This is a genomic window from Pseudoduganella sp. GW821-FHT11H04, assembly GCF_058807935.1.
This window is the reverse complement of record NZ_JBXARE010000026.1, coordinates 17,580-29,482: the sequence shown is the minus strand read 5'-3', so window position 1 is coordinate 29,482 and position 11,903 is coordinate 17,580. Positions and strand designations below refer to the sequence as shown.

At 61.2% G+C, this 11,903-nt stretch carries 13 protein-coding genes; 1 reads left to right on the top strand and 12 read right to left on the bottom strand.

Annotation, left to right across the window (positions count from 1 at the left end):
- Nucleotides 1-113: 113 nt before the first annotated feature.
- The 12 genes from AC1RTP_RS28170 to AC1RTP_RS28115 form a co-directional block, all read right to left on the bottom strand.
- Entirely contained in the window at nucleotides 114-746 is a 633-nt protein-coding gene (locus AC1RTP_RS28170; RefSeq protein ID WP_498611957.1) for a PEP-CTERM sorting domain-containing protein, read from the bottom strand.
- A 141-nt stretch (nucleotides 747-887) separates the two neighbouring features.
- Complete coding sequence (locus AC1RTP_RS28165) at nucleotides 888-1,016, bottom strand: hypothetical protein (protein ID WP_498611956.1); 129 nt, start codon at nucleotides 1,014-1,016, stop codon at nucleotides 888-890.
- 1 nt (nucleotide 1,017) lies between these two features.
- Nucleotides 1,018-2,241: an MFS transporter gene (locus tag AC1RTP_RS28160; protein ID WP_498611955.1), complete on the bottom strand. Its 1,224-nt coding sequence runs from the start codon at nucleotides 2,239-2,241 to the stop codon at nucleotides 1,018-1,020.
- A gap of 80 nt (nucleotides 2,242-2,321) precedes the next feature.
- A complete protein-coding gene (locus AC1RTP_RS28155) occupies nucleotides 2,322-2,816 on the bottom strand; it encodes a hypothetical protein (protein ID WP_498611954.1) in 495 nt (164 codons plus the stop codon).
- An 82-nt stretch (nucleotides 2,817-2,898) separates the two neighbouring features.
- Nucleotides 2,899-3,882, bottom strand: coding sequence for a Gfo/Idh/MocA family protein (locus tag AC1RTP_RS28150; RefSeq protein WP_498611953.1), 984 nt, complete (start codon nucleotides 3,880-3,882; stop codon nucleotides 2,899-2,901).
- Nucleotides 3,883-3,894: 12 nt separating this feature from the next.
- The gene (locus tag AC1RTP_RS28145; protein WP_498611952.1) at nucleotides 3,895-4,689 is read right to left on the bottom strand and encodes a DUF3025 domain-containing protein; all 795 of its coding nucleotides are present in this window, start codon (nucleotides 4,687-4,689) and stop codon (nucleotides 3,895-3,897) included.
- 8 nt (nucleotides 4,690-4,697) lie between these two features.
- Entirely contained in the window at nucleotides 4,698-5,747 is a 1,050-nt protein-coding gene (gene pyrC / locus AC1RTP_RS28140) for a dihydroorotase (protein ID WP_498611959.1), read from the bottom strand.
- Nucleotides 5,748-5,783: 36 nt separating this feature from the next.
- Entirely contained in the window at nucleotides 5,784-7,229 is a 1,446-nt protein-coding gene (locus AC1RTP_RS28135) for an amidohydrolase family protein (RefSeq protein WP_498611951.1), read from the bottom strand.
- An 84-nt stretch (nucleotides 7,230-7,313) separates the two neighbouring features.
- Nucleotides 7,314-8,006, bottom strand: coding sequence for an amino acid ABC transporter permease (locus AC1RTP_RS28130; RefSeq protein WP_498611950.1), 693 nt, complete (start codon nucleotides 8,004-8,006; stop codon nucleotides 7,314-7,316).
- Nucleotides 8,006-8,752: an amino acid ABC transporter permease gene (locus AC1RTP_RS28125; protein WP_498611949.1), complete on the bottom strand. Its 747-nt coding sequence runs from the start codon at nucleotides 8,750-8,752 to the stop codon at nucleotides 8,006-8,008. The genes AC1RTP_RS28130 and AC1RTP_RS28125 overlap by 1 nt, the downstream gene beginning before the upstream one ends.
- Nucleotide 8,753: 1 nt before the next feature.
- Nucleotides 8,754-9,656: an amino acid ABC transporter substrate-binding protein gene (locus AC1RTP_RS28120; protein WP_498611948.1), complete on the bottom strand. Its 903-nt coding sequence runs from the start codon at nucleotides 9,654-9,656 to the stop codon at nucleotides 8,754-8,756.
- A 36-nt stretch (nucleotides 9,657-9,692) separates the two neighbouring features.
- Complete coding sequence (locus tag AC1RTP_RS28115) at nucleotides 9,693-10,418, bottom strand: amino acid ABC transporter ATP-binding protein (RefSeq protein ID WP_498611947.1); 726 nt, start codon at nucleotides 10,416-10,418, stop codon at nucleotides 9,693-9,695.
- A 125-nt stretch (nucleotides 10,419-10,543) separates the two neighbouring features.
- Between AC1RTP_RS28115 and AC1RTP_RS28110 the strand changes: the two genes are divergently transcribed.
- Nucleotides 10,544-11,812, top strand: coding sequence for a dicarboxylate/amino acid:cation symporter (locus tag AC1RTP_RS28110; protein ID WP_498611946.1), 1,269 nt, complete (start codon nucleotides 10,544-10,546; stop codon nucleotides 11,810-11,812).
- Nucleotides 11,813-11,903 lie beyond the last annotated feature (91 nt).

Genomic DNA, 11,903 nt, shown 5'->3' with positions numbered 1-11,903 from the left:
CTGAGTCCTGTGGAATACAGGACTCAGCCCTTGGCAGCCTAGCAAACTAAACCGTCCAACTATTGGGGGTCAGTTCAGCCGATGCTGCGCTTTTTTTATTCCTGCACCACCATTCAGGCTTGGCGCTTGCGGCGAGCCGCAGCAACACCGGCCAGGCCAAGGCCCAGCAGGGCCAGCGAGGTAGGCTCAGGCACGTCCTGTGGCGGTACGCCGCCGATGAGGATCGAAATCGATTCTTCGGTCTGGATGTCGGTAATCTTGTACAGGCCCTCGGTCAAGCCCAGGCTGGCGAAGGTGCCGGCTTTGGTCCAGGACACATCTGGCGTCCACAGCGCACCTACCAGGTCTTCGGAGCCAATGCCGATACCTGGAGTAAGAACGCCGGAGTTCCAATAAAAGGTCGCGAATTGGGTCGTACCGGTCGACGTCCAGTTAAAGTTGCTGCTCGTAAACATGTTGCTGTACCACTGGGACATGTCGGTGCCCTGATGGAACGTAAATCCAAGATTGACGTCGCCCGACATGGTGTCGCCCATGATATCGGACTGATTGCCGTCGTGGGTTTCAACACCAGCGTTACCCCAGCCACCCGCAGGAACCGATACCAGATTACGGACATTCAGAGTTCCCGACGACTGCATGACAACGTTGCCGCCGGACTGGGAGAACTGGAACGTTACGTCAGCTTGGGCTTGACCCATCGCGGCAACAGCCAGGGCAACGGCAGCAATCAGTTTGGTTTTCATGTTTGTGTGCTTTCAGTAAGGTTGACTAATGGCAAGCCTAAAAGCACATTTCATGCCAATTTATTAAGTATTTGATTTCATTAAAATATTAAAAAATTAATTGCCGCTGTGTAAAAATTGCCGACAATTCCATAAATGAAGCTATAGGCAGAGGTAGATGCGGTTGGCGAGGTCGAGCATGAAGGCAGGCTGCAGGTAGGCAAGGAATGCCAGCGCGAGCACGGCTGCACCGAGGGTCCAGAGGCCAAAGCGGAGCAGCCGTCGTTTCATGTCAGGCGGCCTTCAGGCTGGGCGCGATGCGCGCGAGCGGGCGCTCGTCGATTGGGAGGTTGGCGAGGCCGGCGAATACGCCAAGGCCGAGGGTGACGCCCCACACCACGTCATAGCTCCCAAGCTTGTCGAACAGGTAGCCGCCCAGCCATACGCCGAGGAAGCTGCCGATCTGGTGGGAGAGGAAAACCACCCCGGCCAGCATCGACATATGCTTCAGGCCAAACACGCCGGCGATGATGCCATTGGTGAGCGGCACCGTGGCAAGCCACAGGAAGCCAATCGCTGCGGCGAACAGGTAGACCGACCATTGCGACAACGGTGCCAGCAGGAACAGGCCAATCACTACCGAGCGGGCGAAGTAGATTGTGGACAGCAGATAGCGCTTGGGCATGCGGCCGCCCAGTTGGCCGGCGGTGAAGGAGCCGAAGATATTGAACAGGCCAATCAGCGCCAATGCCATCACTGCGACACCTGGCGTGGCGATGCCTTTGTCTTTCAGGTAGGCCGGCAAATGGGCTCCGACGAACACCAGCTGGAAGCCGCACACGAAGTAGCCCGCGACCAGCAGCAGGAACGAGCGGTTGCCGATGGCTTCGCGCATGGCGTCGCCGATGCTCTGGTGCGCACCGCCTGCGGCCACCTCGTGCTTCGGTTCGCGCAAGAAGGTCGACATGGGAATCATCAGCAGGAACACCACGCCGGCCAGAGCGTAGAAGGCGTGCTGCCAGCCGATGGAGGAAATCAACTGCTGCTCGATCGGCATCATCAGGAACTGGCCGAAGGAGCTGGCCGCGCCGGAAACACCGAATGCCCAGGAGCGCTTTTCCACCGGCGCCGCGCGGCCGATGATGCCGCTCACCGCGCCAAAGGCGGTACAAGCCAGGCCAAGGCCGATGAAGATGCCGGAACCGGCGATGAACAAGGTAGGCTGGGTGACCGTGGCCATCCACAGCAGACCCGCCATATACGAAATGGCGCCGACAATCACCACGCGCATGGTGCCGTAGCGGTCCGCCACCATGCCGGCGAAGGGGCCGAAGGCGCCCCACAGAAGGTTTTGCAGCGCCAGCGCCAGCGAGTAGGTTTCGCGGCTCCAGCCGTTAGCTTGCGAAATGGGCTGCATCCAGAAACCGAAGCCATGGCGCACGCCCATTGCCAGCGTCAACACGACGCCGCTCGCAATCAGGATTGTCTTGAGATTGAGTTGGCGATCGTTGGACATGACGGGCATCCTGGGCTGGCAAAGAAAGCCAGTGTAAAGGATGCCGCCAAATCCTGCTGACGGCCGCACAGGATCACTTCTTAGCGCGCCCAGTAGCTGATGCGGCCCTTCAGCGCGATGGTGCCGGCGCCGGTCAGCATGTTCTCGTTACCCAGCAACTGGCCACCGCCACTGGCGAACATATATCGGCCGCTGCCGCCCGTAATCGTGAACGAGGCCCCGTTGAAGACATAGTCGGCGCCCTGGCCGGTCGGCACGAACTGGCCGCTGTATTCGGCGTACAGCTGGTCGCCTGTAGTGGTCATGATGATGAAGCGGCCGCGGTCGAAAGTGAAGACCGCGCCGTTCTGCGTGATGCAGTCGTTGGCGACGAAGGCGACGCGCCCCAGCAAGGCGCTGTTGCCGTAACCGGTGATGGTGCCGCCGAATTTGGAAGGGCAGCGCAGCGAGGGGCCGGGGATTTCCTGGATCACGCCCGTTACTTCAATATCGGTAGTAGTCCAGTGCGCGGATGCCGCGCCAGATGCCGATGCCAGTGCAACGGCGCCTGCCAGCTTCAGTAAAGCTTTATGCATACACCCTCCCAAGAAAGTTAAAGATCCGATAATAACTTTCTTGCAATTGTGCGGCGATGATTATTTTGTAACGAATCGCCCTTTAATCCACAGCATATTTCACGCCGACCTGGGACCGCAGCTGGTCCAGAACGCCCATCAGTTCGACGGATTCGTCAAGCGGCATCTCCGGGCTTTCCAGCATCCCTTCGCGCAGGCAGCGCCCTACCTCCATCGCTTCGTGCGCGTAGCCATTGCCGATGCGCGGGAAGTAGAATTCGCGCTCTTCCCCGCGGCTCAGGCCAATGGTGAAGCGCTCGGTGTGGTGGAAGCGTCCGTGCAGGCGCAGGAAGCCCTTGTCGCCGCAGATAGTCATGGTGGTCGGGGTCCAGCTATTCAGGCTGCAGCTGCAGGCCGACAGCGCGCCGCCCTCATGCTGCAATACGAAGCTCGATTGCAGATCGACGCCCGTCGGCGTCAGCTCGCCGTAGCCTTGCACTCCTTTCACCGGACCTAGGAAAAAGACCGCCATCGACAGCGGGTAGATGCCAAGGTCCAGCAGGGAGCCGCCGCCCAGAGCTGGATTGAACAGGCGATGCTCAGGGCCGGCATCGGCGGGGAAGCCGAAATCGGCCTGCAGGTTGCACACATTGCCGATTTCGCCCATGTCGATCATTCGCTTGGCTTCCAGCATGGCGGGCTGGAAGCGCGTCCACATCGCTTCCATGACGAACAGTTTTCGCTGGCGCGCCAGGTCGGCGATTTCCTGCGCTTCGCGGCGGTTCAGGGTGAAGGCTTTTTCCACCAGCAGTGCTTTGCCGCCATTCAGGCACATGATGGCATTCTCGTGGTGCATGGCGTGCGGCGTGGCAATGTAGACCACGTCCACGCCGTCGTCATCGGCCAGGGCCTGGTACGTGCCGTGGGCGCGCTTGGCGCCGTATTCTTTCGCGAACTCGGTAGCGCTATCTAGGCTGCGCGATGCGACGGCCACCAGTTCTGCATCAGGCACCTCGCGCAGCGCGGTGGCGAAAGCCTTGGCGATCTTGCCGGTGCCGAGGATGCCCCAGCGAATAATCTTTTCCATTCAAAGCTCCTTTCAGGACGGCGTCCGCTTGGCGCGGAATACCGTTTGGTCTTCGTAAAATGCGTTGTCCTGCTGCGGCCACCAGCCGGGAATTCCCAGCACTGGCAGCGGTGTAAAGCCTCCCTTGGCAAGGCCCTCTTCGGCCAGGCGCTGTGCTTCCACGCGGTCCATCCATGCGCGGCGGCCCGCGTCGTCCTGCGACCAGTAATCGTCGCCGGCCAGCACCACGCGTGTATGGGCGGTGATGGCTTTGTAGGGCGCCACCAGCTTTTCCATCAGTGCGTGGCCGAACAGCCAGACTTGTGCATCGCCGTCGAACTGCGCGGCGCGATCGACGAAGGCTTCGCGCCAGCGGTGGTTGCGCAGGGCGTCCACCAGGGCCGCGCCGTCGGCATCGTCGCGCACCACCAGCAGCGCGGAATTCTCGTCGTAGATAGTAGCAGCATCGCGTGCGGGACCGCGCGACTTGCCCACGCCGTCCAGCGCAATCTGCGCGGCCTGCAGGGCGTTCAGCTGGCGTTTGATGACCGGGAAGGTCAGCCACACCAGGCCGTTGAAGAAATCGTGCAGGTTATCGCGCGTGGGCACCTGGCCGGTGGCGCCGATGAATTCTTCGTAGGCGGTACCTTCAGGCAGCGCAGCTTGCGGCACAAAACGCAGCGGCTGGCCTTTGTGGTTGACCAGCGCCAGCGCGGCCGCCTGTTGGCAGAACGGCTCGACGACGCTGGGCAGGGAGAGGTCGATGCGGGAGGCTACGTCCCGCACCGAGGCATACCAGGCGCGGGACCAGTCGATCTCTTGAAACACTTGGTCCCTTAGACCATTTTCCAGTTGATCGTTTCGCCGGCGTTCAGCGGGATCAGTTTGGAATCGCCGAATGGCAGGTCGGCAGGCAGGGTCCACTGCTCGCGCTTCAGGGTGATGGTACCCTTGTTTGGTTCCAGGCCGTAGAAGGCCGGGCCGTTCAGGGAAGCGAAGGCTTCCAGCTTGTCCAGCGCGCCGGCGCGGGCGAAGGCCTCGGTGTACAGCTCCATCGCGTGCAGCGCGGTGTAGCAGCCAGCGCAGCCGCAGGCGGCTTCCTTGGCGCCCTGCGCGTGCGGAGCGGAGTCGGTGCCGAGGAAGAAGCGCTCGTCGCCGCTGGTCGCCGCAGTCACCAGCGCCAGGCGGTGCTCTTCACGCTTCAGCACAGGCAGGCAGTAGTAGTGCGGACGAATGCCGCCCTTGAAGATCTCGTTGCGGTTGTACAGCAGGTGGTGTGCGGTGATGGTGGCCGCGATCGGGCCTTCCGCTTCGGCCACGTATTGCGCCGCATCCTTGGTGGTGATGTGCTCGAACACGATGTTCAGGGCCGGCAGGTCCTTGCGCAGCGGGCGCATGACGCGCTCGATGAAGACGGCTTCGCGGTCGAACAGGTCGATGTCCTGGTCGGTGACTTCACCGTGCACCAGGAACGGCATGCCCACTTCCTGCATGGTTTCCAACACCTTGTAGCACTTGGACAGGTCGGTCACGCCGGCGTCCGAGTTGGTGGTGGCGCCTGCCGGGTACAGCTTGACCGCGTGCACGAAGCCGCTGTCAGCCGCGCGGATAATTTCGTCCGGCGAGGTGTTGTCTGTCAGGTAGAGCGTCATCAGCGGCTCGAAGTCCATGCCTTGCGGCAGGGCGGCCAGGATGCGGTCGCGGTAGGCGGCTGCCTGCGCCACAGTGGTGACAGGAGGTTTCAAATTTGGCATCACAATCGCGCGGCCAAACTGGCGGGCGGTGTCCGGCAGGACGCTGGCCATGGTGGCGCCGTCACGCAGGTGAAGGTGCCAATCGTCTGGACGGGTAATGGTGATGCTGTGCGGGATCTCGAAGTCACTCATGGCGGGGCAAGCTTTCATTAAACGAATCCCGCCATTTTACTCTGTTGGCGCGGGATGTTCCTCTGCATAGCGGCGGGCGGATTCCAGCATTGCGTCCAGATTGCTGCGGTCGTAGACCTTGCCGTGGCTGACCACCATGCGCACTTTTCGGGTGTTGGCGATGTCCTGTAGCGGGTTGGCGTCCAGCACCAGAAGGTCGGCGGCCTTGCCTTGCGCGACGGCGCCATATCGTTCCTGCTTGCCGAGGAAGCGCGGGCCGTTGATCACCGAGGCTTGCAGCGCCTGCTGCGGCGTCAGGCCGTATTTGACGAAGATGCCCAGTTCGTCGTGCAGGCCCTTGCCGGGATAGTCAAAGGAATTCAGGAAGCCCGCGTCGGTGCCGGCGATGATGTTGACACCTTCCTGCTGCATCAGCGGCAGCAGCGAGGCGGCTTTCTCGTACGAGGTGTGGCGGTAGGCGATGGCGGCTGCATCGTCCTTGGCCGCGCGCTGCACGCGCCATTCGTAGGTCTTGCGCAGGCCTTTGCCGATGTATTGCAGGTACGGGTCGTTGGCGTGGTCGTCCTGGTCCAGGTAGGCGGTAACTTGCGAGCCTACCAGGGTCGGGGTAATCGACATGCCGGCGGCGGCCATGCGGCGGAAGGTGGCGCGGGCGGTCGCTTCGTCATAGCTCTCGATACTGGCGCGCATAGCCTCGCGGCCGGTGATGTTGCCAGCGGCGACTTGCGCAGTCAGTTCCGCTTCACGCGGGGTTGCGCCTCGCAGTGCATAGGATTGGTGTTCGATGCTGCCCAGGCCTGCCTGCATCATCTGGTCCAGCGTCAGTTGAACCGGCAGGTGGCCGGAGGTCTGCATTCCGCGTGCCTTTGCCTGGCGCAGCGCTTCCAGGTAGATTTCCGGCTTCAGGGTGTTCTCGGTGATTTTTACGAAGTCCACGCTGCGCGATTGCAGGTAGTCAAGCGCCTTGCTGACTTCTTCCGGCGTGCCGACTTCGATTGTGCCTTTCCACAGTGGCTTATAGCCCTCCAGCTTGGGGCCGGCGGCGAAGATGGTCGGACCAACCAGCTTGCCGCGATTGATCATGTCGCGCCAATCGAGCACCGTATCGGACAAGTCGCCCGCGCAATCACGCACGGTGGTGATGCCGTGGGCGAGGTAAAGGCCCAGCAGTTGCTTGTTTTCTTCGATGAGGGAGGAACCGCCGCCAAAGTGCACGTGGGCGTCCCACAGGCCAGGCATCAGGTATTTGCCCGGCAGCTTGACGGTGCGCTTGGGTGAGTAATCTTTTAGCTTTGCGTTATCGACAACGCCAACGATGTCGCCGCCTTTCAGCAGCACGGCCTTGCCCTGCACCAGTTGGCCCGATGCCACATCGACAATCGTCGCCTGCGTCAGCGCCACGTCCACCATCACGCGTCCCGCAGCTTGTGCACCGCCGAACGCCCCCAGCACCAGCAAGGCGCCAACCGAAAGTCTCATCATCTTCATAAACCTGATGGTACACAGGCCGCAGCCCGCACACTAGCCGGCGATACAACCCGAAACATACGAAAGCTGCGGCGCCGCTTACCTTTCGAACGAGATGCGCCGCTGCAGCCGGCGCACCAGCCAGGACAGGAGCGTGCATAAAATGAAATATACCAGCGCCACGAAGACATACATCTCCACCAGCCGTCCATCACGCTGGGCGATCTTGCTGGCTGCGCCGACAAAATCCGCCACCGATAGCACGTACACCAGCGACACATCCTGGAACAGCACGATGGTCTGCGTCAGCAGCAGCGGCAGCATATTGCGGAAAGCCTGCGGCAGCACGATTTGCGACATGGTCAGCCAGTAGCCCATGCCCAGCGCCTGCGCCGCATAAACCTGGCCTTTAGGTACGGCCTGTATGCCGCCGCGCATGATCTCGCAGTAATAGGCCGCCTGGAACAGTGTGAAGGTGATCAGCGCCGACATGAACGTCCCCACCTTCACAGGCTCCTGCGCGCCGATCACCCAAGCCGCGATATACGGCACCAGGAAATAGAACCAGAAGATCACCAGCACCAGCGGCACGGCGCGCACCAGGTTCACGTATCCGGCAGCAGGCAGCGACAACGCACGCAGGGGCGCCAGCCGGGCCATGGCCAGCAAGGTGCCAAGCGCGACGCCGCCCAGCATGGAGAGCACGGTGAGCTTGAGCGTGAACACCATGCCGACCTTGAACAGGTAGGCCAAGGAATTGGCGATCACGCTGTAATCGAAATTGGAAAACATTACGCAGCCTCCCGCGCGTCGCCGCCCAGCGTTCCAGGCAGCGCAAGGCGCCGTTCCAGCAGCGTCATCCCCGCGACGACGATGATGTTGGCGATGAGGTAGATCGCCGTTGCAGCCGCAAACGCTTCGAAGAACTGGAAGGAGAACTCCTGCATCGAGCGCGCGCTGCCGGTCAGCTCCATCAATCCGATAGTCAGCGCGACGGAACTGTTCTTGATGATGTTGAGGAATTCACTTGCCAGCGGCGGCAGCACAATGCGCAAGCCAAGCGGCAGCAGCACATAGCGGTAGGCCTGCGTGCGCGACAAGCCCAGCGCCAGCGCTGCCAGTCGCTGTCCGCCTGCCAGCGCGTTAATGCCCGCCGCCACCTGCACCGCGATACGCGCTGAAGTGAAGAAACCCAGGCACAGCACCGCCGTCACGAAGGGCGCGTTCGGCAGCGCCTTCACCCAGGCGCCCGCGGCGCGTGGCAACAATTCTGGCAGCACGAAGAACCACAGGAACATCTGCACCAGCAACGGGATATTGCGGAACACCTCCACCCAGCAGATGGCGAAGCGGCGCAGCCAGCGATTGGGCGCAGTGCGCACCGTTCCAACGGCAACGCCCAGCGCCAGCGCAATCACCCAGCCGGCCAGCGAAGTCGCCAGCGTCCACGCAAGGCCGGAGAGCAGCGTATCCCAATAACTGTGCACACCGTCCGGGGACAGCTCCCAGAAGATGTGCCAGTTCCAGTTGTAGTGCATGCTATTGGTAAGCGGCAGGGTCCGGTGAGTCGGTCGGCTTGGCCAGCACTGCCTTCAGCCTGGCCGGCATGGGGAAGTTCAGGTTCACGCCACGAGGCGGAATGGGGCTCATGAACCATTTGTTGTAGATGCGCTGGATCTCGTCGGACTGGTAGACCTTGCGCAGCGCTTCGTCTACGGCTTTCTTGAACGGCGCATCGCCCTTACGCATCATGATCCCGTAAGGCTCCACCGACATCGCCTCGCTGCTGACGGCGAAATCGACCGGCGCTTTCGAGGTTGCCACCTGCGCGGCAAGCAGGATGTCGTCATTGGCTTCCGCCTGGGCGCGTTCGGTTTCCAGCATCAGGAACGATTCGGGGTGGTCCTTGCCAACCAGGATCTTCATGCCCAGCTTCCGCTCGGTGTTCAGCATGGTCATTTGCTTGAGCGTCGTGGTACCTGCCGTGGCAACCAGCGTTTTACCCTTCATATCGTCCAGCTTCTGGATATTGGCCGACTTCTTGGCCAGCAGCCGGCTGGAGATAACGAACATGGTCGGCCCGAATGCCACCTGTTGCTGGCGCTCCGCATTATTGGTCGTGGAGCCGCATTCCAGGTCGATGGTGCCGTTGGCCATCAGCGGGATGCGGTTGGCGGAGGTGACCGGGTTGTAGGCCACCTTCAGCCCCGGCATCGCGAGCTGGGTTTTCAAGTGCTCGACGACTTTCAGGCACAGGTCCACCGAATAGCCCTGGTACTGCTGCTTGTCATCGAGGTAAGAGAAAGGAATCGAGCCGTCACGCACGCCCAGCACGACCTGGCCGGTGCGTTTGATCTTGGCGAGGGTGCCGCTGTCCGAAGCGGCGGCGGCATGGGCGGCAAGGCCCAGGCAAAGAAGGGGAAGCAGGCGCAGAAAGGTCATGGTGTCCTCCGCTGGCGGGGACGACGACCCGCCCTGTTAGTGGATGATACGCGCTAAAAACTCCCGTGCGCGTTCGGAACGCGGGGCGCCGAAGAATTCATCCTTGCTGCAATCCTCAAGAATGCGGCCCTGATCCATGAACACCACCCGGTTGGCTACCTTGCGCGCGAAGCCCATTTCGTGGGTCACCACCATCATGGTCATGCCATCCTGCGCCAGGCCGACCATGACGTCCAGCACTTCATTGATCATTTCCGGGTCCAGGGCGGACGTCGGCTCGTCGAACAGCATGGCAATCGGATCCATCGCCAGGGCGCGGGCAATGGCAACCCGCTGCTGCTGGCCGCCGGAGAGCTGGTTCGGGTATTTATCCTGGTGCGCCAGCAGGCCGACGCGGTCCAGGTATTTCAGGCCCTTTTCATTGGCCTCGTCCTGCGAGCGGCCCAGCACCTTGATTTGGCCCAAAGTCAGGTTTTCGCGCACCGACAGGTGGGGAAATAGCTCGAAATTCTGGAAAACCATGCCAATGCGGGCACGCAAAGCCGGCAAATCCGTGCCTTTTGCGCCTACCGAGGTGCCATCGACAATAATTTCGCCTTTTTGGAAAGGTTCCAGCCCGTTGACCGTCTTGATCAAGGTGGATTTGCCCGAGCCGGAGGGTCCGCAAATGACCATGACGTCGCCTTTGGCCACCTCGGTGCTGCAGTCTGCGAGCACCTGAAAGTTGCCATACCATTTACATAAGTCTTTAATTGCGATCATCTTTTTCGCGTTTCGGCAGGTTTATTCTTGCTTGACAGTGGCCTAGAACCGCAAGGATACTTCGGGACTTGCTTAATAGCTCATCATTCTAACGGCAAATCCGCCTCTATCCAGGAATCTTGCTTATGGCCAACAAAAACCGCCTGACCACCTATATCCTCGTCGGCCTGGCGCTGGGTATCCTTACCGGTTACACCATCAATTCGCAAATGGCGCCACAAGCTGCCAGCTTCGCGGATTACATGACCCTCATTACCACCCTCTTCCTGCGACTGATCAAAATGATCATTGCGCCGCTGGTGTTCTCGACCCTGATGGTCGGCATCGCACGCATGGGCGACACCAAGGAAGTAGGCCGCGTCGGTATCAAGACCCTGGGCTGGTTCTTCCTGGCGTCCGTGCTGTCACTGACCCTGGGCCTGATCATGGTCAACCTGTTCCGTCCAGGCGATGCCCTGATGGGCCATATCCCGGCTGACGGCGCCGCTGCCGCCGCCACGCTGCAGACTTCCAGCCTGTCGCTGAAAGAGTTCATCACCCACCTAGTGCCGTCCTCGATCATCGACGGCATGGCCAAGAACGAAATCCTGCAGATCGTGGTGTTCTCGCTGTTCTTCGGCACCGCAGCTGCCGCCGTGGGCAAGAAAGCCGAACCGCTGGTCGACGCGGTCGACGGCGTGGCGCACATCATGCTGAAGGTCACCGGCTACGTGATGCAATTCGCACCGTTCGCCGTCTTCGCCGCTGTCGCAGGCACCATCGCCAAGAGCGGCGTGGGCGTGCTGCAAACTTACGGCGTGTTCATGGCGGAGTTCTACCTCTCCATCGGCGTGCTGTGGGCGATCCTGATCTTTGCCGGCTTCCTGTTCCTGGGCAAGCGCGTGCTGAAGCTGATGTCCGAAGTCAAAGAACCGACCCTGCTGGCCTTCTCCACCGCTTCCTCCGAAGCCGCTTTCCCGAAAACTCTGGAAGGCCTGGAGCGCTTTGGCGTGCGTAACCGCATTGCAGCGTTCGTGCTGCCGATCGGCTACTCCTTCAACCTCGATGGCTCGATGATGTACTGCACCTTCGCCACGGTGTTCATCGCACAGGCTTACGGCATCAATATGGACCTCGGCACCCAGATCACCATGATGGCCGTGCTGATGCTGACCTCCAAAGGCATGGCCGGCGTACCGCGCGCATCGCTGGTGGTGATTGCCGCCACCCTGACCCAGTTCAAGATTCCTGAAGCCGGCCTGGTACTGCTGCTCGGCATCGACCACTTCCTGGACATGGCACGCTCCGCCACCAACGTAGTCGGCAATTCCATCGCCACCGCCGTTGTCGCAAAGTGGGAAGGTGAACTGACCAGCACCGACGACCGCGAACTCTCGGACCGCCCGCTGCCTTAAAGCATTAGGCCACCAACATACAAGTCGGGGGGGGGGGGGGGGAAAAGGGAAAGGGGCACGGTTGCATACCCGGCAACAACCTCTTTCTTTG